The organism is Pseudomonas sp. JL2 (genome assembly GCF_031570495.1).
In the GTDB taxonomy this organism is placed as follows: Bacteria; Pseudomonadota; Gammaproteobacteria; order Pseudomonadales; family Pseudomonadaceae; genus Aquipseudomonas; species Aquipseudomonas rhizophila.
Genome location: NZ_JAKUDH010000001.1, coordinates 504,531 through 525,269, shown reverse-complemented (window position 1 = coordinate 525,269; position 20,739 = coordinate 504,531). Strand labels below are relative to the sequence as shown.

Annotated in this window: 19 protein-coding genes; 5 read left to right on the top strand and 14 right to left on the bottom strand. The window is 60.5% G+C overall.

Translation table 11 applies throughout. The annotated features are described in order from the left end of the window. Window positions 1–5: 5 nt before the first annotated feature. Window positions 6–476, top strand: a complete 471-nt coding sequence (locus tag MKS85_RS02400; RefSeq protein WP_139049957.1) for a DUF1289 domain-containing protein — start codon at window positions 6–8, stop codon at window positions 474–476. Between the two features lie 27 nt (window positions 477–503). Here MKS85_RS02400 and MKS85_RS02395 read toward each other — a convergent pair whose 3' ends face one another. Further along, window positions 504–1,367, bottom strand: coding sequence for a universal stress protein (locus MKS85_RS02395; protein ID WP_047225748.1), 864 nt, complete (start codon window positions 1,365–1,367; stop codon window positions 504–506). A 159-nt stretch (window positions 1,368–1,526) separates the two neighbouring features. On the opposite strand from MKS85_RS02395, the gene MKS85_RS02390 reads away from it, so the two are divergent. Continuing rightward, window positions 1,527–2,132 (top strand): tRNA-(ms[2]io[6]A)-hydroxylase, encoded by a 606-nt coding sequence (locus MKS85_RS02390; RefSeq protein ID WP_076384407.1) that lies wholly within the window; start codon window positions 1,527–1,529, stop codon window positions 2,130–2,132. A 135-nt stretch (window positions 2,133–2,267) separates the two neighbouring features. Here MKS85_RS02390 and MKS85_RS02385 read toward each other — a convergent pair whose 3' ends face one another. The 4 genes from MKS85_RS02385 to MKS85_RS02370 all read right to left on the bottom strand — a co-directional run bounded on the left by MKS85_RS02385 (window position 2,268) and on the right by MKS85_RS02370 (window position 6,192). Further along, window positions 2,268–2,756, bottom strand: coding sequence for a GFA family protein (locus tag MKS85_RS02385; protein ID WP_139049958.1), 489 nt, complete (start codon window positions 2,754–2,756; stop codon window positions 2,268–2,270). A 191-nt stretch (window positions 2,757–2,947) separates the two neighbouring features. Then, window positions 2,948–3,565 (bottom strand): DNA-3-methyladenine glycosylase, encoded by a 618-nt coding sequence (locus MKS85_RS02380; RefSeq protein ID WP_139049959.1) that lies wholly within the window; start codon window positions 3,563–3,565, stop codon window positions 2,948–2,950. Window positions 3,566–3,588: 23 nt separating this feature from the next. Further along, window positions 3,589–4,671 carry a bifunctional transcriptional activator/DNA repair enzyme AdaA gene (locus MKS85_RS02375; RefSeq protein WP_047225752.1) on the bottom strand — a complete coding sequence of 361 codons (1,083 nt, stop codon included), beginning with the start codon at window positions 4,669–4,671 and terminating at the stop codon, window positions 3,589–3,591. A gap of 66 nt (window positions 4,672–4,737) precedes the next feature. Continuing rightward, window positions 4,738–6,192, bottom strand: a complete 1,455-nt coding sequence (locus tag MKS85_RS02370; RefSeq protein ID WP_107322352.1) for a TrkH family potassium uptake protein — start codon at window positions 6,190–6,192, stop codon at window positions 4,738–4,740. Between the two features lie 201 nt (window positions 6,193–6,393). On the opposite strand from MKS85_RS02370, the gene MKS85_RS02365 reads away from it, so the two are divergent. After that, complete coding sequence (locus tag MKS85_RS02365; RefSeq protein ID WP_047225755.1) at window positions 6,394–6,981, top strand: LysE family translocator; 588 nt, start codon at window positions 6,394–6,396, stop codon at window positions 6,979–6,981. Window positions 6,982–7,009: 28 nt separating this feature from the next. Here MKS85_RS02365 and MKS85_RS02360 read toward each other — a convergent pair whose 3' ends face one another. Next, window positions 7,010–7,834, bottom strand: coding sequence for an AraC family transcriptional regulator (locus tag MKS85_RS02360; protein WP_139049960.1), 825 nt, complete (start codon window positions 7,832–7,834; stop codon window positions 7,010–7,012). A 137-nt stretch (window positions 7,835–7,971) separates the two neighbouring features. Here MKS85_RS02360 and MKS85_RS02355 point away from each other — a divergent pair, with 137 nt between their 5' ends. Beyond that, window positions 7,972–8,934 carry a sensor domain-containing diguanylate cyclase gene (locus MKS85_RS02355; RefSeq protein ID WP_139049961.1) on the top strand — a complete coding sequence of 321 codons (963 nt, stop codon included), beginning with the start codon at window positions 7,972–7,974 and terminating at the stop codon, window positions 8,932–8,934. Window positions 8,935–9,188: 254 nt separating this feature from the next. Here MKS85_RS02355 and fabI read toward each other — a convergent pair whose 3' ends face one another. From fabI to gloB, 8 genes are all read right to left on the bottom strand, one after another. Continuing rightward, the gene (gene fabI / locus MKS85_RS02350) at window positions 9,189–9,983 is read right to left on the bottom strand and encodes an enoyl-ACP reductase FabI (protein ID WP_003202751.1); all 795 of its coding nucleotides are present in this window, start codon (window positions 9,981–9,983) and stop codon (window positions 9,189–9,191) included. Window positions 9,984–10,002: 19 nt separating this feature from the next. Continuing rightward, window positions 10,003–11,613, bottom strand: a complete 1,611-nt coding sequence (locus tag MKS85_RS02345; protein ID WP_076384417.1) for an ABC transporter ATP-binding protein — start codon at window positions 11,611–11,613, stop codon at window positions 10,003–10,005. Window position 11,614: 1 nt separating this feature from the next. Next, window positions 11,615–12,634: an ABC transporter permease gene (locus MKS85_RS02340; RefSeq protein ID WP_047225759.1), complete on the bottom strand. Its 1,020-nt coding sequence runs from the start codon at window positions 12,632–12,634 to the stop codon at window positions 11,615–11,617. A gap of 1 nt (window position 12,635) precedes the next feature. Further along, the gene (locus MKS85_RS02335) at window positions 12,636–13,709 is read right to left on the bottom strand and encodes a microcin C ABC transporter permease YejB (protein ID WP_047225760.1); all 1,074 of its coding nucleotides are present in this window, start codon (window positions 13,707–13,709) and stop codon (window positions 12,636–12,638) included. Between the two features lie 3 nt (window positions 13,710–13,712). Further along, window positions 13,713–15,566: an extracellular solute-binding protein gene (locus MKS85_RS02330; protein ID WP_139049962.1), complete on the bottom strand. Its 1,854-nt coding sequence runs from the start codon at window positions 15,564–15,566 to the stop codon at window positions 13,713–13,715. Continuing rightward, entirely contained in the window at window positions 15,563–17,395 is a 1,833-nt protein-coding gene (locus MKS85_RS02325; RefSeq protein WP_047225762.1) for an extracellular solute-binding protein, read from the bottom strand. Before MKS85_RS02325 ends, MKS85_RS02330 begins: the two co-directional genes overlap by 4 nt. A gap of 162 nt (window positions 17,396–17,557) precedes the next feature. Next, complete coding sequence (locus MKS85_RS02320; protein WP_076384421.1) at window positions 17,558–18,988, bottom strand: transglycosylase SLT domain-containing protein; 1,431 nt, start codon at window positions 18,986–18,988, stop codon at window positions 17,558–17,560. A gap of 99 nt (window positions 18,989–19,087) precedes the next feature. Next, on the bottom strand, window positions 19,088–19,855 hold the full coding sequence (gloB, locus tag MKS85_RS02315) for a hydroxyacylglutathione hydrolase (protein ID WP_139049963.1): 768 nt from the start codon (window positions 19,853–19,855) through the stop codon (window positions 19,088–19,090). 65 nt (window positions 19,856–19,920) lie between these two features. Here gloB and MKS85_RS02310 point away from each other — a divergent pair, with 65 nt between their 5' ends. Then, a complete protein-coding gene (locus MKS85_RS02310; protein WP_047225765.1) occupies window positions 19,921–20,679 on the top strand; it encodes a class I SAM-dependent methyltransferase in 759 nt (252 codons plus the stop codon). Window positions 20,680–20,739: the final 60 nt, after the last annotated feature.

Sequence of the window (20,739 nt, the reverse complement as noted above, 5' to 3'; positions counted from 1 at the left end):
TCCTTATGCCCAACCAGCTCATCAAGACCCCCTGCGTCGGCCTTTGCTCCACTGTCTACGGTGACCTGGTGTGCCGTGGCTGCAAGCGGTTCCACCATGAAGTGATTCATTGGAACGGCTATAGCGAGGACGAAAAACGCGCGGTGTGGATGCGGCTTGAGCAGTTGCTGGTCCAGGTAATGGTGGCCAAGCTGGAGGTTTTTGATCCTGCGCTGCTGCGCCAGCAACTGGAAACACGCAAGATTCGTTTTGTGCCGCACCAGTCGGAATATTGCTGGGCTTATCAATTGATCGCCCGTGGCGCGCGGGTGATCAACAACCTGGAAGCCTACGGCATGGTGCTGATGCCCGAATTTCGCGACTGGGACCTGCCGGACCTGCGCGACGCCATTGATCGGGAATTCTTCCTGCTGTCCGAAGCCCATTACCAGCGCTACATCGCGCCGGGCTTCCTGAAGGATGCCATTGGCGGCTGAAGGAGATGGCTTTTGTGGCGGGGGGTGTCAGTCCTTGACCGCCAGCTCCACCAGATGATCCTCGACCTCCTGCGGTTTGAGCACCAGCACGTCGCTTTCCAGCGTGTCGAGCACCGCTTCGGCGGTATTGCCGATCAAGACCCCTGACAACCCGGAACGCGCCACGGTGCCGATCACTGTCACCGCTGCCTGCAGCTTGCGTGCCATGTATGGAATCAGGACGTCCGCCGGACCTTCTTCGATGTGCAGGTGTTGGTCGTCGATGTCGAACTCAGCCTGAAACGCCCGGCATTGTTCGCGGTATTTGGCCTCGATGGTTTCCTTGAGCTGGAACGTCGGATCGGCGGAGGACAGCATCGGTGTGGGATGGGCGCTGATCACGTGCAGGTGCGCCTTGGCCAGGATGGCAATGTCGTAGCCGTGATCGATGATGGTGGAGTGCAGGTGGCGGTGCTCGCCGTCGGCATTGCCCACGTCGACGGCGGCGAGGATCACTTTGTCTTTCCAGGAACCGGCGGTTTTCACCAGCAGCACTGGAGTCGGGCAATGGCGCAGCAATTTCCAGTCCGCCGGGGTGAGCAGGGCTTTTTTCAGCGGGCTGTCGGGAAAATGTTGCTTGATCACCAGGCCGCAACCTTCGGCCTGCTGTACGTCGATGATGGTTTCGTACAGGCTTTCGTTCCAGGCCTGTTCGGTGGTGACACTGTAGCCGTCGGCCAGCAACGCGGCCTTCAGCACGCTGAGCATGCCGGCATGGTCATGCTTCTTGTCACACACCAGCAGATGCAGGTGGGCCTGGGTGACACCGGCAATCAGCTTGGCGCGCTTGAGCGCCAGGCTTTCCGAATGTTCGGGGTCGATGACCACCAGAATGCTGCGAATGGCTTGCATGATCGGTGTCTCCAGCAATAAAAAGGCATGGCGTTGCTCAACTATAGTTGTTGTATGGCAGTCGTCGACTTGATGCATATCAACGGCGGTGGCTGGTGGTCTGGAGGCAGGCCGGTATAATCGGCGCCCTTCGCTCGACTCTCTTTTTCCGTGAGCCCCATGATCCTTCCCGAAATTCATGAATTCCTTGGTTGCCGCACTCCCGATGCCTGGGTCCAGGCGGCGCTGGCCGACCAGGAGACGCTGCTGATCGACCACAAGAACTGCGAATTCAAGGCCGCCAGCACCGCCCTGAGCCTGATCGCCAAGTACCACTCCCACGTTGACCTGATCAACCTGATGTCACGTCTGGCCCGGGAAGAACTGGTGCATCACGAACAGGTGATGCGCCTGATGAAAAAACGCAAGGTCGGCTTACGCCAGCTCTCTGCCGGGCGTTACGCCTCGGGGCTGCGCAAAGTGGTCCGCAGCCACGAACCGGTCAAACTGGTGGACACTTTGGTGGTCGGCGCTTTCATCGAGGCCCGCAGTTGCGAGCGTTTCGAGGCCCTGGTGCCGCACCTGGACGAAGAATTGGGCAAGTTCTATTTCGGCTTGCTCAAAAGCGAAGCCCGGCATTTCCAGGGCTACCTGAAACTGGCCTACCAGTATGGCGACGCCAAGGACATCGCCCAGGTGATCGACAAGGTTCGTGACGCCGAGCAGGCGCTGATTGAATCGCCGGATGTGGAGTTTCGCTTCCACAGTGGTGTGCCTGCGGTATAGGGCTGTTTGCCCTGACGCCATCGCGAGCAGGCTCGCTCCCACATTTGATCTTCAGTGAGCACAAGTAATGAGTACACCGACAATCCCTGTGGGAGCGAGCCTGCTCGCGATGAGGCCTTACGCAGCTCTGCATTCTTAATCGCTCAAACCCAGGCGTTCATGCCATTGGGCAATGGACTCCTGGGGATAGACCTCGAACTGCTGATCGCCGGCGTGCGCCTCGACTTCCACCCACGGCGCCTTGGAGCCCAGCATCAGATGGGTGTGCTCAGGCGGTACCGGCAACGGCGTGTCGATGGCAGAGGCGAACGGGTGGATCAGCTCAGGCCATTCGGGGCTGAACAGCCACAAGCCTGAACCGCAAAGGGAACAGAAATGCCGTTCGGCGCTGCTGCGGTGGGCGCGTTTATCCCCGTCATTCTTGAGCCGCGCATGATAGATCGAGATGTGCTTGCGACCGCGTACCTTCAAGCTCCGGGCATCGCCCCCCAGGTTTATCGCAAAGCCGCCTCCACCCTGGGTCTTGCGACAGATCGAGCAGTAGCAGCGCTGATAAGGGTAGGGGTGGGCGCTGTCGAGGCTGAACGACACCGCGCCGCAATGGCAGGATCCTTCGAGCTGCATGAGAACCTCCGGTTGGCAATTGGGAAGTGGCTCAGGACAGCCTAGACGGTCGGCATTTTTTGACAGCTGAATTCAGGCCGGCCATGCGGCAGCCATCGCGAGCGGGCTCGCTCCCACATTTGATCTTCAGTGAACACAAACACCGAAATCCCTGTGGGAGCGAGCCTGCTCGCGATGAACGATGACGCGCTCTAGCGACCGGGCACCCGCCACAAATACCACGCCGCCACCGTCCGATGCGGGCTCCACGCCTGTCCAATCCCACCCATCTGTTTGCGCGTCGGTTGGACGTCCAAACCCTTGAGCCGCCGATACCCCTCACGCACTCCAAAGTCATCCGCCGGCAGGATGTCGGGTCGCTCCAGGCTGTAGATCAGCAGCATCTCCACGGTCCAGCGTCCGACGCCGCGCAGGGTGATCAAGCGTTCGATCAAGGCCTCATCATCCATGGCCAGCGCCGCGGGGTAGTCCGGCACCACCTCGTCCAGCGTCGCTTGAGCGATGCCCTGTATGGTCGCGATCTTGCTGGCGGAAAATCCGCAGTCGCGCATCTGTTGGAAGTCAGTCGCCAGGATCTGCTCAGGCCTGGGGAATATCGCTCCCGGAAACAGCCGCAGAAAGCGACCGAGAATCGCATCGCCGGCTTTAGCATGCAATTGTTGATAGGCAATCGCCCGGACGAGTGCTTCATACGGGTCGCGGGCCGGTTTGGGTTGCAGCAGACAAGGGCCGATCATCTCGACATGACGGCGCCAGTCTTCGTCGAGGCTTGCCAGAAAGGTGCTGGCATCGTGGTACGGGACAGGCATCAGGTGTTCACTCGGCAGGCTGATCAGAATGCCAGTGGCAGGGACACCTGCACCGCAGCTTTTTCCAGCCGCAACAGAAAAGCCTTGCGTGGCTGCCCGCCACCATAGCCGGTCAACGAGCCATCCGCACCGATCACCCGGTGGCAGGGGATGACGATGGCCAGGCGATTCTGGCCGTTGGCCAGTCCCACCGCACGGCTGGCACCAGGACTGCCGAGGGCAGTGGCGATGTTGCCGTAGCTACGGGTTTCGCCGTAGGGGATTTTTTCCAGTTCAGCCCAGACCCGGACGGCGAAGGCGCTGCCGGGCATGTGCAGCGGCACGCTGAACGAGGTGAGCTTCCCAGCGAAATAGTCGGCCAGTTCGGTTTCGATCTGTTGCAAGTGGGGATTGTGCCCCGGGGCGACGGTATAGCCGTAGCGTTGTTGCAACTCTTCGATTTCCCGGGTCAGGGCCGGGCGGTCGAGGAACTCCAGCAACACCAGGCCGCGCCGTTCGGCCATGGCCAGCATCGGCCCCAGTGGCGTTGTCAGGCGGGTGAACAGCAGGGGTTCGCTGTGGGCGGCGCGGCCCGGTGTGATGTGGAAAGACTTCACGAAGGCGTCACGAAATCCGCTCAGGGACTCGTAGCCTGAGTCAAAGGCCGCATTGTCGATGGAAATCCCTTCTTTGATGCCCCCCAGCGCTATGCCCAGCCGTCGGGTGCGCAGGTAGGCATGGAAAGTCATGCCGAAATGCTGCTTGAACCAGCGCCGCAGCTTCAGCGGTTCAATGCCTTGTTCCAGCAACAAGGCGTCGGTCCAGCGCAGGTCGGGTTCGGCGTCCACCGCCTTGAGAAGCGCCTGGATCCAGGCCGGCGCGATGGCGGCGGCATCCAGCGGCTTGCAACGCAGACAGGCCCGGTAGCCGGCCGACATGGCTTCGTCAGCGTGGGCGAAAAATTCGACGTTTTCCGGCTTCGGCTTGCGCGCCGTGCAGCTGGGGCGACAGAAGATGCCGGTGGTCTTGACCGCCGTGAAGAACACCCCCTCGTAGGCGGTGTCTCGTTCGAGCATGGCGCGGACCATCTCGGCATGGGGTGGGAGCAGCGAGTCGTGTAGGTTCATGGGAGGAGCATAGAGCCAGGCCCGGGATGGCTCCACCGGAAAATCGACAGTGAATTTTCATCCGCCTCAATACTTCCAGAACACCGGCGTGAACAACACCAGCACGGTCAGAATCTCCAGACGACCCAGCAGCATGCCAATGGTCAGCAGCCATTTGGCCGCATCCGGCAAGGTGGAGAAGTTGCCGGCCGGTCCGATGATCGAGCCCAGCCCTGGCCCGACGTTGCACACGGCCGTGGCGGCACCGGTGAGGGCCGTCGTCCAGTCCAGGCCGATCAGCGCAAGCCCAAGGGCGATAGCGCCGATGGTAATGGTGAAGAAAAAAGAAAACGTCAGCAGCGAACGGACGATCTCTTCGTCGATGGGGTGCTTGTTGTATTTTTTCTGAATCACCGCCCGCGGATGGATCAGTTGTTTCAAACTGCCCATCAGTAAGGCGCCGGCCACCTGAAAACGAAAAATCTTCAGCCCGCCGGAGGTGGATCCCGAACAACCGCCGACAAACGTCAGGTAAAAAAATAGCAGCAGGGCAAAGCTGCCCCATAGCGAGTAGTCACCCAGCGCCACACCGGTGGTGGTGACCACCGAAGTCACGTTGACGGCTACGATGCGCACCGCGTCCAGCCAGGCGTAGTCGCTGTTCAGGCTCAGCCAGGTGCCCACCACGAGCCAGGTAATGACCAGGAATCCGAGGAATCCACGGACCTGATGATCCCTGAGCAACGCTCGTTTGTTCCCGCGCAACGTGGCGACATACAAGGTGAAGGGCAGTGCGCCGGCGATCATGATAATCACCGAGATCCAGTGGATGGCCGGTTGAGACCAGTTGGCCAAGGACGAATCCGAAGTGGAGAACCCTCCGGTGGAAATCATGGTCATCGCATGGTTGATCGCTTCGAAAGGTGTCATGCCCGCCAGCCACAAGGCCAGGGCGGCCAGGGCACTCAAGCCTAAGTAGAGCCACAGGATGTAGGTCGCCGCCACATGGGAGCGCGGTGTGACTTTCTCCGACCAGTCCGATGATTCGGTCTGGAACAGTCGCATGCCGCCGACCCGCAACAGCGGCAGGATGGCCACCGCCATGCCGATGAAGCCGATCCCTCCGAGCCACTGCAACATCGAGCGCCAGATCAGCAGGCCCGGGGAGGCATTGTCCAAGCCGGTGAGGATGGTCGAGCCGGTGGTGGTGATGCCGGACATCGTCTCGAAGAATGCGTCGGTGTAGCTGATGTGCTGGATAAATACCATCGGCAAGGCGGCGAAGGTGCAGACAACCACCCAACTGGCAGTGGTCAGCAGGTACATGTCCCGCGGACGCAGTTGTATGTGCTCCGGTCGACCACGTGCTACCAGCAAGATGCCGCAGACAAAGGTGATCAGGCTCGACCACAAGAACGCCGAGAGGTCATCGTTTCGCTCGTACACCATCAGCGTGAGAAGCGGGATTGCCATGCTCGCGGCCAGGGTGATCAGGAAAATGCCGAGGATGAATCCGATAAACCGCACAGCCGCAAGGGACATAAAACACGCCTGAAAGAATGAGCCGCCCAGTATCGATTTCGTTGACCGGACGCTGCGTAAAGTTTGCGTAAAAAAAGCCCGAAACAGCACCTGTTCGCACGGCGCGCGCTGAATCGTCGTCATTGGGCAGTTTTGTTCAATACCGCCAGTGGCGTGCAATTTACCTTGAACGCCACCTCACGGACATGAAGAAGGTATGCAATGAGTCTGATTATTTCCATGGCGGCGTTTGCACTCGTCGCGTCCATCACCCCCGGCCCGGTCAATATAGTCGCCCTCAGTTCCGGGGCGCGATTCGGCTTTCGTGCCACCTTGCGTCACGTGGCCGGGGCCACCCTGGGGTTTGTCTTGCTGCTGGTGTTGATGGGGCTGGGGTTGCACGAAGTGCTGCAGCGCTGGCCCGGCCTCACGCGAGTGGTGCAACTGGGGGGCGTGGGTTTTCTGTTGTTCATGGCCTGGAAACTGGCGATGGACAACGGGCAGCTGGGCGCCGGAGACGAGGAGCGGGCGCCGTCGATGTTTTACGGCGCGTTGATGCAGTGGCTCAACCCCAAGGCGTGGCTGGCCTGTGTGGCCGGGATGGGAGCGTTCGTGGCCGATGGTGAGGCGCGGTTGGTGTGGCAGTTTGCAGCTATCTACCTGGTGATCTGTTATCTCTCGGTGGGCTGCTGGGCCTATGCCGGCAGTTTTCTGCGGGTCTGGCTGGGCAACCCGGCGACCATGCGCCTGTTCAATCGGACGATGGCGGCGTTGCTGGTGGTCAGTGCGGTGTATTTGTTGTTGCCTTGAGCCATCCCCGCAAAAGCAGGGTCGGGTATCAACCGCGATATTGGCCCGGGGTGGCGGCCAGGTGTTGTTTGAAGGCGCGCTGGAAATGCGCCTGGTCGGCAAACCCGCTGTCCAGTGCGACATCGGCAATCAGCTTGCCTTCGCGTAACTGCCGACGGGCGAACTGGATCCGACGATTGACCAGGAAAGCATGGGGCGTCATGCCGTAATGGCGCTTGAAGGCCCGGCTCAGGTACGACGGCGAAAGTTGTGCGGCGGCGCAGATGTCTTCGAGTTTCAAGGCCTCGCTGCAATGGTCATGGATAAACTGCGCCGCTCGCATCAACCCCGGGTGGCTGCCACGATCCGGGCGCCCGGCAGGGTTGAGCCGGAGTTGCAGGTCGATGAAAAACGCTTCGGCGGCGGCGTGTTTGCGGGCGATGTCGATCCGCTCATCCACCAGTTGTCCATACAAACCCTGTAAGGCGGCAAACAGCTCGATGTCGCGGCTGTGGGTGGTGGCGAAGCCCTGAAAACCCAGGGTCTCGTCAAAGCCGATTCGGCGCTGCAAGTCCGTCAGCCACTGGGTGTCGACGTACAGCATTACATACGACCATGGCTGATCATTGATCGGGTTGCACGCATGGACATCGCCGGGGTTCATCAATACGACCGTACCGCTCTCTACCTGGAAATTCGATTGCTCATGCAGGTAGGTGCTGCGCCCGGCCGTGATCGCCCCGATGGAAAAGTGGTCATGGGAATGACGCGAATAGCAGACCTTGCGTCCATCGGCGATGCCCCGGGCTTCGATGAAGGGCAGCGCTGCATCACGCCAGAAACGTGGGGCGGCATCATGGGGGGCGGGCTTCATCGGTCGGCGTCCTCGTCTTGAACCTGTGTCGCAGTGTATTCGGCCCCGTCGAGAAATGCCTGTCTGATTTGGCCGTTCGGTTTGAAGAGGAGAGGGCCTGGGCTAGACTTCAACAAGCCCTCTCTATGGAGTTTCCGATGCTTGCGCCTGGTAAACCGGATAACGAAGCCGTTCGCCTCAAGAATTTGCACTCGCTCAAATTGCTCGACACTGCGCCCGAGGAGCGCTTCGACCGCCTGACTCGCCTTGCCCGGAGTTTGTTCGATGTGCCCATTGCGCTGGTGTCGCTGGTGGATGCCAACCGTCAGTGGTTCAAGTCCAACGCGGGCCTGGACGCCAGTGAGTCCGGACGCGACGTTTCATTTTGTGCACACGCCATTTTGCAGGATCAGATTCTGGAGGTTTGCGACGCGGAGCAGGACGAGCGGTTTCGCGACAACCCGTTTGTCACCGATAAACCCGGCATTCGTTTCTACGCCGGGCAGCCGTTGGCACTGGATGACGGCAGCAAGCTTGGAACCCTGTGCTTGCTGGACACCAAGCCGCGCAAGCTCAATGACGAAGAGCGCGAACTGCTGCGCGACTTGGCCAGCATGGCCGAGCAGGAAATGATTGCTGTGCAGATGGCGAGCATGGACGAACTGACCTTGCTGTCCAATCGACGTGGTTTCAAGACGTTGGCCCAGCATGCGCTGAGCGTTTGCGAGCGCCTGTCGCGTCCGGCAACACTGCTGTTCTTCGACCTCAACGACTTCAAGCTCATCAACGACCGCTTCGGACACGCCGAGGGCGATACGGCACTAAAAACGTTTGCCGACGTGCTACGCATCGCCTTTCGCGAAAGTGATGTGATCGGTCGTTTGGGTGGCGATGAGTTCGTGGCGCTGCTCACCGGCTCTGCCCATGTCGAAACCTCGGCGATCATGGCGCGACTCAGGGAAATCCTTGATGAGCGCAATGCGATGTTGCAGCGTGGCTATGACATCCGTTTCAGCGTGGGCCAGATCGACTATGACCCGAAGCGTCATCAGTCCATCGACAGCCTTTTGGCGGATGCTGATGAGGCGATGTACATTCAAAAACAGGCTGGCTCGCGCTGACGGCGTCACATCAAGCCCTTATGTGTGCAGGTCCTTCGTCATCGCGAGCAGGCTCGCTCCCACAGGGGATTTGCGGTTTGCCCGAAGTCTATGAGCAACTCGGAAAATGTGGGAGCGAGCCTGCTCGCGATAGCGGTGGCCCATTCAACACGAATGCAAGCTGACCCGCCGCCATGACCAGAGCGGAATAAAAAACGCCGCTTGTCCCTTTTCAGGACAAGCGGCGTTTTTACGCAGCGGATGTGACGTGAAGATTACTCTTCGATGTTACCCATGGCGGTGGTGTTGAAGCCGCCGTCCACGTACATGATTTCACCGCTGATGCCCGAGGCCAGGTCCGAGCACAGGAAGGCGCCGGCGTTGCCGACTTCCTCGATGGTGACGTTGCGACGCAGCGGGGTCTGCGCTTCGTTGGCGGCCAGCATTTTGCGGAAGTTCTTGATGCCGGAAGCGGCGAGGGTACGGATTGGACCGGCCGATACGCAGTTGACGCGGGTGCCATCCGGGCCCAGGGAGCCGGCCAGGTAACGCACGCCTGCTTCCAGGGAAGCCTTGGCCATGCCCATCACGTTGTAGTTCGGCATGGTGCGCTCGGCGCCCAGGTACGACAGGGTCAGCAAGCTGCCGTTGCGGCCTTTCATCATTTCACGACCGGCTTTGGCCAGGGCCACAAAGCTGTAGGCGCTGATGTCGTGGGCAATGCGGAAGCCTTCGCGGGTGGTGGCTTCGGTGAAGTCGCCGTCCAGTTGATCGCCCGGGGCGAAGCCCACGGAGTGCACGATGCAGTCCAGGCCGTCCCACTTCTTGCTCAGTTCTTCGAAAACCTTGGCGATTTCTTCATCGCTGGCCACGTCGCACGGGAAGCACAGCTCAGGGCTCGAACCCCAGCCTTGTGCGAACTCTTCGACGCGACCCTTGAGTTTGTCGTTCTGATAAGTGAAGGCAAGCTCAGCGCCCTCGCGATGCATGGCGGCGGCGATGCCGGATGCGATGGACAGCTTGCTGGCGACACCGACGATCAGTACGCGCTTACCGGCGAGAAAACCCATGTGTTGCTCCTCTTTCAGGTTATTCGGCAGTTGTTGGGGCCAGGAAAGCGGCCTCCAGCAACTGCTGTGTATAGGGGTGTTGCGGCGCGGCGAATATGCTGCGGGCATCACCTTGTTCGACCACTTGGCCATGCTTGACCACCATCAACTGGTGGCTTAGCGCTTTGACGACAGCCAGGTCATGGCTGATAAACAGGTACGTCAGGTTGTACTTGGTTTGCAGCGACCGCAACAGCTCCACCACCTGGCGTTGCACGGTACGGTCCAGGGCCGACGTCGGTTCATCCAGCAGAATCAACGCCGGCTTGAGCACCAGGGCCCGGGCAATGGCGATACGCTGCCGCTGCCCTCCGGAAAATTCATGGGGGTAGCGGTTCCGAGTCTCCGGATCCAGGCCTACCTCCTTCAATGCCGCGATTATCGCTTGTTCCTGCTCGGCTGCGGTGCCGATCTTGTGGATCCGCAGGCCTTCGCCGACGATCTGGCTTACACACATCCGTGGGCTCAGGCTGCCGAACGGGTCCTGAAACACCACTTGCATCTCCCGGCGCAGTGGCCGGACCTGTTGCTGCGACAGGCAGTCCAGCTGCTTGCCTTCAAAGCGGATCCCCCCCTGGCTGCCGATCAACCGCAAGATCGCCAGCCCCAGGGTGGACTTGCCGGAGCCGCTTTCGCCAACGATACCCAGAGTCTGGCCCTGGGGCAGGCTGAAGCGGATACCGTCCACGGCCTTGATGTAGTCCACCGTGCGTTTGAACAGGCCTTTCTTGATCGGGAACCAGACTTTCAGGTCCTCGACCTGCAACAGCGGCGGGCCGACCACGTTGGTCGCCGGGTTGCCGCTGGGCTCGGCGGCCAGCAGTTCCCGAGTGTACGGATGCTGCGGCGCGCGGAACAGCTCTTCGCACGATGCCTGTTCGACGATGCAACCGCGCTGCATGACACATACGCGATGAGCAATTCTTCGCACCAGGTTCAAATCGTGGCTGATCAACAGCAGCGACATACCCAGCCGCGCCTGCAAATCCTTGAGCAATTCGAGGATTTTCAGCTGGACGGTGACGTCCAGTGCCGTGGTCGGTTCGTCGGCAATCAGCAGCTCCGGCTCGTTGGCCAGGGCCATGGCGATCATCACTCGCTGGCGCTGGCCACCGGACAGTTCGTGGGGCAGGGCCTTGAGGCGCTTGTGCGGCTCGGGGATGCCCACCAGTTCCAGCAACTCCAAGGTGCGACGGGTAGCGACCTTACCGGATAGCCCCTTGTGAATGCCCAGCACTTCATTGATCTGCTTCTCGATGCAATGCAGCGGATTGAGGGACGTCATCGGCTCCTGAAAGATCATCGCGATCCGGTTACCCCGGATGTGGCGGATAGTCTTTTCTTTCAACCCGAGCAAATCCTGGCCGGCGTACTGGATGGTCCCGCTTGGATGGTGGGCCAGCGGGTAGGGCAGCAACCGCAGGATCGAGTGGGCGGTCACCGACTTGCCTGAGCCGCTTTCGCCGACCAGGGCCATGGTTTCGCCACGCTTGATGTCGAAACTGACGCCTTCGACCACTCGTTGCCGACGTTCGCCGACGATGAACTCCACGGCCAAGTCGCGCACTTCGATCAGATTGTCCTGATTCATTTCATTTCCTCGGATCGAAGGCATCGCGAGCTGACTCGCCGATGAACACCAGCAGGCTCAGCATGATCGCCAGTACGGCGAACGCGCTGATGCCCAGCCACGGCGCCTGCAGGTTGGATTTGCCTTGGGCCACCAGTTCACCCAGGGACGGAGCGCCCGGAGGCAAGCCAAACCCGAGGAAATCCAGGGCCGTGAGGGTGCCGATGGCCCCGGTGAGGATGAACGGCATAAACGTCATGGTCGAGACCATGGCGTTGGGCAGGATGTGGCGGAACATGATCGCGCCGTTCTGCATGCCTAATGCCCGCGCGGCACGCACGTATTCCAGGTTGCGCCCGCGCAGGAACTCGGCGCGGACCACGTCCACCAGGCTCATCCAGGAGAACAGCAGCATGATGCCCAGCAACCACCAGAAGTTCGGCTGCACGAAGCTGGCCAGGATGATCAACAGGTAAAGCACCGGCAGCCCCGACCAGATCTCCAGGAAACGCTGGCCGGCCAGGTCGACCCATCCGCCGTAAAAGCCCTGCAAGGCGCCGGCGATCACGCCGATGATTGAGCTGAGGAGGGTCAGTGTCAGAGCGAACAGCACCGAAACACGGAAACCATAGATCACCCGGGCCAGCACATCGCGGCCCTGGTCGTCGGTGCCCAGCCAGTTGACCGAGGAGGGCGGTGCCGGGGCGGGGACCTTCAGGTCGTAATTGATGCTCTGGTAGCTGAACGGGATCGGTGCCCACAGCACCCACGCGTCCTTGGCGGCCAGCAGTTCGCGGATGTATGGGCTCTTGTAGTTGGCTTCCAGCGGAAATTCGCCGCCGAACGTGGTTTCCGGGTAGCGCTTGAGTGCCGGGAAGTACCAGCCGTCGTCGTAGTGCACCACCAGCGGCTTGTCATTGGCGATCAACTCGGCGCCCAGGCTGAGCCCGAACAGGATCAGGAACAGCCACAGCGACCACCAGCCACGCTTGTTGGCCTTGAACAGTTCGAAACGACGGCGATTGAGGGGGGACAGGTTCATCTCAATGCTCCCGGCTTTCGAAGTCGATGCGTGGATCGACAAAGGTGTAGGTCAGGTCACCGATCAGTTTCACCACCAGCCCCAGCAAGGTGAAGATGAACAGGGTGCCGAAGACCACCGGGTAGTCACGGTTGATTGCCGCCTCGAAACTCATCAAACCGAGGCCATCAAGGGAAAAAATAACCTCTACCAGCAACGAGCCGGTGAAGAAGATTCCGATGAACGCCGAAGGGAAGCCGGCAATCACCAGCAGCATGGCGTTGCGGAACACATGACCATAGAGCACCCGATTGCGGGTCAGGCCCTTGGCCTTGGCGGTGACCACGTACTGCTTGTTGATTTCATCGAGGAAGCTGTTCTTGGTCAGCAGGGTCATGGTGGCAAAGTTGCCGATCACCAGGGCCGTCACGGGCAAGGCCAGGTGCCAGAAATAGTCGAGGATCTTGCCGCCCATGCTCAGTTCATCGAAATCGTTGGACGTCAGCCCCCGTAGCGGGAACCAGTTGAAATAGCTGCCGCCGGCAAACACCACGATCAGCAGGATGGCGAACAGGAACGCCGGGATGGCATAGCCGACGATGATCGCCGAACTCGTCCAGACGTCGAAATGACTGCCATGCCGCGTCGCCTTGGCGATCCCCAGCGGGATCGACACCAGGTACATGATCAGCGTACTCCACAGCCCTAGCGAGATGGAGACCGGCATTTTTTCCTTGATCAGGTCGATGACCTTGGCGTCTCGGAAAAAACTGTCACCGAAATCCAGGCGAGCGTAATTCTTGATCATGATCCACAGGCGTTCCGGCGCCGACTTGTCGAAGCCGTACATGCGCTCGATTTCCTTGACCAGCGCCGGGTCCAGCCCCTGGGCGCCGCGATAGGCGGAGCCGGCCACCGACACTTCGGCACCGCCACCGGCAATGCGGCTGGTGGCGCCTTCGAAACCTTCGAGTTTGGCGATCATCTGCTCCACCGGCCCGCCGGGCGCGGCCTGGATGATCACGAAGTTGATCAGCAGGATGCCAAACAGGGTCGGGATGATGAGCAATAGACGCCGAAAGATATAAGCCAGCATCGGTTACTCCACACTCGCCGGGGCGACGATTGTTTGCTCGATGACCTGTTTTTCCACCTCGATGGAAGGCTTGACGTCTGGTTTGACCCACCATGTGGTGGTGCCGATGTCGTAGGTCGGGGTGATTTTTGGATGGCCGATGTGGTTCCAGTAGGCTACGCGCCAGGTCTTGATGTGCCAGTTGGGGATCACGTAGTAGCCCCATTGCAGCACCCGGTCCAGCGCCCGGGCGTGGGCCACCAGGCTCTTGCGTGAGTCGGCGTTGATCAGTTGCTCCACCAGTTGGTCGACGGCGGGGTCCTTCAGACCCATGGTGTTGCGGCTGCCGGGATTATCGGCGGCGGCCGACATCCAGAACTCGCGCTGTTCGTTACCCGGCGAGCTGGACTGCGGGAAGCTGCCCACGATCAGGTCGAAATCCCGCGAGCGCACGCGATTGATGTATTGGGACACGTCGACCCGGCGGATCACCAGTTCGATGCCCAGGTCACTGAGGTTACGCTTGAACGGCAGCAGCACCCGCTCGAATTCGGTCTGGGCCAGCAGGAACTCCAGCACCACGGGTTTGCCCTGGGCATCGACCATCTTGTCGTCGACGATGCGCCAGCCGGCCTCTTGCAGCAATTGATAGGCCTTGCGCTGCTGGTCACGAATCATGCCGCTGCCGTCGCATACCGAAGGCTGGAAGGCCTGGGTGAACACCTGCTCGGGGATCTTGCCACGCAACGGCTCGAGGATCTTCAGCTCGTCTTCGCCGGGCAGGCCGGTGGCGGCCATTTCCGAGTTTTCGAAATAACTGCGGGTGCGGGCGTAGGCACCGTGGAACAGTTGTTTGTTGGTCCATTCGAAGTCCAGCAGCAGGCTCAAGGCCTTGCGCACCCGCACGTCCTGGAAGACCGGGCGGCGCAAGTTGTAGACAAAGCCCTGCATGCCGGTGGGGTTGCCGTTGGGGATCTGTTCCTTGATCAGCCGGCCTTCGGTCACGGCCGGGATGTTGTAGGCGTTGGCCCAGTTCTTGGCAGCCATTTCCAGCCAGAAATCGAACTGCCCGGCCTTCAGTGCCTCGACCGCCACGGTGTTGTCGCGATAGTAGTCGGTGGTCAGCACGTCGAAGTTGTAGAAGCCGCGGTTGACCGGCAGGTCCTTGCCCCAATAGTCCTTCACGCGTTCATAGCGAATCGAACGGCCAGCCTTCACTTCGGCGACCTTATACGGACCGCTGCCGAGGGGGATCTCCAGGTTGCCCTTGTTGAATTCGCGCCCGGCCCACCAATGCTTGGGCAATACCGGCAGTTGGCCGAGGATCAGCGGCAATTCGCGGTTATTGGTGTGCTTGAACTTGAACAGCACCTTGAGCGGTTCTTCGGCGATGACTTCGGCCACGTCGTTGTAATAACCGCGGAACATCGGAGCGCCGTCCTTGGTCAAGGTCTGGAAGCTGAACACCACGTCCTCGGCGCGTACGGGATGGCCGTCGTTGAAGCGGGCTTCGGGCCGCAGGTAAAAGCGCACCCAGGCATTGTCCGGGGCCTTCTCGATTTTTTCGGCGATCAGGCCATATTCGGTGAAGGGTTCGTCCAGGCCTTGTTTGGCCAGGGTGTCGTAGATCAGGCCGATGTCATCGGCGGGGACGCCCTTGCTGATAAAAGGGTTGAGGCTGTCGAAGCCACCAAACCCGCCCTGACGAAAAATCCCGCCCTTGGGGGCGTCAGGGTTCACATAATCGAAATGCTTGAAGTCGGCCGGATATTTCGGCGGCTCGTTGTACAAGGTCAAGGCGTGCTGCGGTGCGGCACAGGCCAGTCCGGCGAACAACAGGCCGCTGGCCTGCAGGAGCAGGGCGCGTAAAGGCTTCATTGATCTTTCTCCGAAGATTTCAGCCACCATGCGCTCAAACCCAGGGTGTAGGGCGGCGTAGTGACAAAGGCAAACCGGTTACGGTAGGCCAGGCGATGATAATTGAGATACCAGTTAGGGATGCAGTAGTGCTGCCACAGCAGCACACGGTCCAGGGCTTTGCCGGCGGCGACCTGTTCGTCACGGGTGCGGGCAGACAGGAGCTTTTCCAGCAGGTGATCGACCACCGGGTTGTTGATGCCGGCGTAGTTCTTGCTGCCCTTGACCCCCGCCTGGCTGGAATGGAAGTACTGCCATTGCTCAAGACCCGGGCTGAGGGTTTGCCCCAGGGTTAGCAGGATCATGTCGAAGTCGAACTGGTCCAGACGCTGCTTGTATTGAGCGCGATCCACCGTACGCAGGCGGGCCTGGATGCCGATGCTGGCGAGGTTTTCCACGTAGGGCTGCAGGATGCGCTCCAGGTTCGGGTTCACCAGCAGGATCTCGAAGCGCAGGGGCTGGCTGTCGGCGTTGAGCAGGCGCTGGCCGTGGATGGTCCACCCGGCTTCCTTCAGCAATCCCAGGGCTTTGCGCAGGGTTTCCCGGGGGATGCCCCGCCCGTCGGTCTGGGGCAGGCTGAAGGGTTGGGTGAACAATGCGGGCGGTAGTTGTTCCCGATACGGCTTGAGCAGCAGCCATTCGTGGCCCACCGGAAGACCGCTGGCGGAGAATTCACTGTTGGGGTAGTAGCTGAGGGTGCGCTTGTAGGCACCGCTGAAGAGCGTGCGATTGGTCCACTCGAAGTCGAACATCAGCCCCAGGGCTTCACGAACCTTGACCTGGGCGAACGTGCTGCGCCGGGTATTCATGAACAGACCCTGGGTCTGGGTCGGGATCTGGTGAGCAATCTGCGCCTTGATCACCTCGCCGCGATTGACCGCCGGGAACCGGTAGCCGTTGGCCCAGTTTTTGGCCTGGTGTTCAATGTAGATGTCGAATTCCCCGGCCTTGAAGGCTTCGAAAGCCACTTCACTGTCGCGGTAGAACTCCACGTCCATCCGGTCATAGTTGTATTTGCCGCGATTGACCGGCAGGTCCTTGCCCCAGTAATTCTTGACCCGCTCAAACACCAACTGGCGACCAGGCTGCACTTTGGTAATCCGGTAAGGGCCGCTGCCCAAGGGCGGTTCGAAGGTGGTGGCCTTGAAGTCGCGGTCTTTCCAGTAATGCTGGGGCAGCACCGGTAACTCACCCAGGCGCAGGATCAGCAGCGGGTTGCCCGTACGCTTGAACACAAAGCGGATTTTCAGCGGGTTGAGGATGTCGACCCGTAGCACTTCCTGAAGGTTGGTGCGGTACTGCGGATGACCTTCCTTGAGCAGCGTTCTGTAGGAGAACGCCACGTCATAGGCGGTAATCGGCACGCCGTCGTGGAAACGGGCTTCGGGTCTGAGGTTGAACACCACCCAACTGCGGTCTTCGCTGTATTCCACTGACCGGGCGATCAGGCCATAGCTCGACGTCGGCTCGTCGCCGGAAGGCGCATACTGACCGGTGCCAACCATCAGCGGTTCGTTCAGCTCGTTGATGCCGTATTGCAAGAAGTTGGGCGTGGAAACTGGGCTGCTGCCCTTGAAAGTATAGGGATTGAGCGTATCGAAGGTGCCAAATGCCATGACCCGCAAGATACCGCCCTTGGGCGCTTGCGGGTTGACCCAGTCGAAGTGGGTGAATCTGGCCGGGTACTTGAGCGTGCCGAACTGCGCATAACCATGGCTTTCGCTAATGGTTGCGCCGGCGGGAGAGCTCAAGGCCAGGCTGATCAGGAGCAGGAGGAGGGGACGTATCAAGTCTGAGATCCGATCCAGGCGGCTTGGGCTTTATGGCCCGTACAGTAACAGCTTGTATCGGCAGGAAAAAGGCGGGAGCCGAAAGCTTCAGGGATTACCCGAAACCGTGGCGAGGGAGCTTGCTCCCGCTGGGCTGCGAAGCAGCCCTCTCTTCAGTCAGGCTTAGTGCGGAGAGTAAACCGTCAGCATCTGCCCAGGCTTCAGTGCCTTGCCTACCCGTGGATTCCAGCGCTTGAGGTGCTGCATTTCCACGTTGAAGCGTTTGGCGACCACGTACAGCGAGTCGCCTTGCTTGACCTTGTACTGGGTTTGTTTCTTTTTATTCTTGCTGCTGGCAGCGACTACCGTGTTGACGCGTTTGCGGGTGTCTTGCATGACCAGGGTCTGGCCGATCTTGAGTTTGTTGCCGCTCAATCTGTTCCAGCGTTGCAAGTCTTTGATCTGAACGTTGTTGGCCTTGGCGATCAGCCCCAGGTTATCGCCACGCTTGACGCGATAGGTGCGCTTGGCGCCCGCCACCGTGCTTTCTTCGGCTGAGTCAAAAACCGGTTGGAGCGATCGTTTGCTGATCAGTTCTTCCGGACGCATGGTGGACAGGCTGGCGGTCAACAACTGGGCCTTGGACGTGGGTACCAGCAGGTGCTGCGGGCCATCGATGGTGGTGCGCTGCTTGAAAGCCGGGTTGAGCTGGAACAGCTCGTCTTCGTCGATGTCAGCCACCGCCGCGACTTTGGACAGGTCCATGCGCTGGTTGATCTCGACGACCTGGAAGTACGGTTCGTTGGCGATCGGGTTGAGGTTGACGCCGTAGGCCTCGGGAGAAAGTACGACCTGGGACAATGCCAGCAACTTCGGCACATAGGCCTGGGTTTCGCTGGGCAGCGGCAGGTTCCAGTAATCGGTGGGCAGGCCAAGTTTTTCGTTGCGCTCGATGGCGCGGCTGACCGTTCCCTCGCCTGCGTTGTAGGCAGCCAGCGCCAACAGCCAGTCGCCGTTGAACATGTCGTGCAGGCGCGTCAGGTAATCCATCGCGGCCGTGGTAGAGGCCGTGATGTCGCGACGCCCATCATAGAAGCGGGTCTGGCGCAGGTTGAAGTAGCGCCCCGTGGACGGGATGAACTGCCACAGGCCCACCGCATGGGCCCGGGAATAAGCCATGGGGTTGTAGGCGCTTTCGATCACCGGCAGCAGCGCCAGCTCCAGGGGCATGTTGCGTTCTTCAAGGCGTTCGACGATGTAATGAATGTACAGGCTGCCGCGTTCGCCGGCGTTTTCCAGAAAGGATGGATTGCTGGCGAACCACAGGCGTTGCTGCTCGATACGCGGGTTGACGCCGGCGGTTTCCTGCAGCTGGAAGCCCTGGCGCATACGCTCCCAGACGTCCTGAGGCACTTGAGGGACGGGTTTTTCAGTGAGCCAGATGGGCTTCTGTTTGGCGCGAGCGGCGATGTTCGGCGTGTGCGCCACATCGCTCTGCGGCACCTGGCTCGTGCTCTGGCAGCCCGCCAGGGTGGCGGACACAGCCACTGCGACAGCTTGAGCCAAGCGGGTCAATGTGTCTGACTGGACGGACTTACGTATAGATGACGACATTGGCTGGAAGTAAGTTCCGGGCAAAAATGTCGGCCGATTCTAGGAAGCGCACCCCAACAGGTCAACCTTTCAGAATTTTTGTATCAAACGCCAGCGGCCTTAGAACTTATCTTTCCACGCCCTCAAGGCCGCAAAAACCTCACTCGGCGTCTGGTTACGCTGGCCGTTCCGTTCGTCTGCTTTTTGTTTAACGGATGTTTCAGCGGTACGCAGGAACGGATTGGTGAGCTTTTCAAGTGCCAGGGTCGAGGGCAGGGTCATGACGCCGGCGTTGCGTTGCTGGCTGACTTTTTCCAGGCGGGCGGCAATGTCCGGGTTGCCCGGCTCTACCGCAGCGGCGAATCTAAGATTGCTGAGGGTGTATTCATGGGTACAGTAGACCAGCGTATCCTCAGGCAGAGAGGCCAGGCGGCTGAGGGACTGATGCATTTGTGCAGGCGTGCCTTCGAAGAGTCGCCCACAACCGGCGGCAAACAGGGTGTCGCCACAGAACAGCAAGCCATGATGGTAATACGCGATATGCCCCAGGGTGTGGCCGGGTACGGCGTAGACATCGAAGTCCCAGTCGAGGACGCTGAGCCGGTCGTTGTCCTGCAGCGCCACGTCCCGCGCCGGGATGTTTTCACTGGCCGGGCCGTAGACGGTGGCGTGTGTCGCGTTTTTCAGTGCCTGGACGCCGCCGACATGGTCGTGATGATGGTGGGTGATCAGGATGTCGCTCAGGACCCAGCCAGGATGGGCGTCGAGCCAGGCCTGCACCGGCGTGGCGTCGCCGGGGTCGACGACGGCGCAGCGTTGAGTGGCGTGGTCCTGTAACAACCAGATGTAGTTATCGGTGAACGCGGGCAGGGCACTGATCTGTATCATCGCGGAATTCGCCAAGCAGAAAACAAAGGCGCATCTTAGAACTTCCTGACGCGTTGGAGAATGCAATGACCGATGAAGCGTTCGCTCAGGCTGATCCCGACTGGCTTGCGTTGATCAGCGCCGCTCGTGAGTGGCTGTCCGGCCCTGTCGGGCAATTTTTGCTGGAAGAGGAGCGGCGCATGCTCGAAGACGAGCTGGGCCGGTTCTTTGGTGGCTATCTGGTGCACTACGGGCCTTCGGCGCAGACCCCGCCGTCGGCGCCGCAGGTTCAGCGTAATGTACGCCTGGGGGCACCATTGCCTGGCGTGGAGATCGTTTGCGAAGAGCAGGCCTGGCCGTTGAGCGAGCATGCCGCCGATGTGGTGGTGATGCAGCACGGGCTGGATTTCTGTCTCTCCCCGCACGGGCTGCTGCGCGAAGCCGCCAGCAGCGTCCGTCCTGGCGGGCATCTGTTGATCATTGGCATCAATCCCTGGAGCAGTTGGGGGTTGCGTCACGTGTTCGCTCACGATGCTTTGCGTCAGGCTCGCTGCATCTCGGCGTCAAGGGTCGGTGACTGGCTCAACCTGCTGGGCTTCGCGCTGGAGAAACGTCGCTTCGGATGCTATCGTCCGCCGCTTGCGTCGCCCAAGTGGCAGGCCCGTCTGGCCGGCTGGGAGCGCAAGGCCGGTGAGTGGCAACTGTCCGGCGGCGGCTTCTATTTATTGGTGGCGCGCAAGATTGCGGTCGGGCTGCGCCCGGTTCGTCAGGCGCGACGCGAGCCGATGGGCAAGCTGATTCCCTTGCCGATGGCCAAGGTCAATCGTCGCCACATCGAGCCTTAACCCTTTTCTGATGGTCTGGCGGCATTTCGGTTGCGGGCATTGTCGTTCCCGTCCGGCAGG

Excerpts from the sequence above, each read along its gene's own strand:
- MKS85_RS02400 (WP_139049957.1), top strand. The coding sequence starts at position 6 with ATGCCCAACCAGCTCATCAAGACCCCCTGCGTCGGCCTTTGCTCCACT.
- MKS85_RS02395 (WP_047225748.1), bottom strand. The coding sequence starts at position 1,367 with ATGCAAGCCATTCGCAGCATTCTGGTGGTCATCGACCCCGAACATTCG.
- MKS85_RS02390 (WP_076384407.1), top strand. The coding sequence starts at position 1,527 with ATGATCCTTCCCGAAATTCATGAATTCCTTGGTTGCCGCACTCCCGAT.
- MKS85_RS02385 (WP_139049958.1), bottom strand. The coding sequence starts at position 2,756 with ATGCAGCTCGAAGGATCCTGCCATTGCGGCGCGGTGTCGTTCAGCCTC.
- MKS85_RS02380 (WP_139049959.1), bottom strand. The coding sequence starts at position 3,565 with ATGCCTGTCCCGTACCACGATGCCAGCACCTTTCTGGCAAGCCTCGAC.
- MKS85_RS02375 (WP_047225752.1), bottom strand. The coding sequence starts at position 4,671 with ATGAACCTACACGACTCGCTGCTCCCACCCCATGCCGAGATGGTCCGC.
- MKS85_RS02370 (WP_107322352.1), bottom strand. The coding sequence starts at position 6,192 with ATGTCCCTTGCGGCTGTGCGGTTTATCGGATTCATCCTCGGCATTTTC.
- MKS85_RS02365 (WP_047225755.1), top strand. The coding sequence starts at position 6,394 with ATGAGTCTGATTATTTCCATGGCGGCGTTTGCACTCGTCGCGTCCATC.
- MKS85_RS02360 (WP_139049960.1), bottom strand. The coding sequence starts at position 7,834 with ATGAAGCCCGCCCCCCATGATGCCGCCCCACGTTTCTGGCGTGATGCA.
- MKS85_RS02355 (WP_139049961.1), top strand. The coding sequence starts at position 7,972 with ATGCTTGCGCCTGGTAAACCGGATAACGAAGCCGTTCGCCTCAAGAAT.
- fabI (WP_003202751.1), bottom strand. The coding sequence starts at position 9,983 with ATGGGTTTTCTCGCCGGTAAGCGCGTACTGATCGTCGGTGTCGCCAGC.
- MKS85_RS02345 (WP_076384417.1), bottom strand. The coding sequence starts at position 11,613 with ATGAATCAGGACAATCTGATCGAAGTGCGCGACTTGGCCGTGGAGTTC.
- MKS85_RS02340 (WP_047225759.1), bottom strand. The coding sequence starts at position 12,634 with ATGAACCTGTCCCCCCTCAATCGCCGTCGTTTCGAACTGTTCAAGGCC.
- MKS85_RS02335 (WP_047225760.1), bottom strand. The coding sequence starts at position 13,709 with ATGCTGGCTTATATCTTTCGGCGTCTATTGCTCATCATCCCGACCCTG.
- MKS85_RS02330 (WP_139049962.1), bottom strand. The coding sequence starts at position 15,566 with ATGAAGCCTTTACGCGCCCTGCTCCTGCAGGCCAGCGGCCTGTTGTTC.
- MKS85_RS02320 (WP_076384421.1), bottom strand. The coding sequence starts at position 18,988 with ATGTCGTCATCTATACGTAAGTCCGTCCAGTCAGACACATTGACCCGC.
- gloB (WP_139049963.1), bottom strand. The coding sequence starts at position 19,855 with ATGATACAGATCAGTGCCCTGCCCGCGTTCACCGATAACTACATCTGG.
- MKS85_RS02310 (WP_047225765.1), top strand. The coding sequence starts at position 19,921 with ATGACCGATGAAGCGTTCGCTCAGGCTGATCCCGACTGGCTTGCGTTG.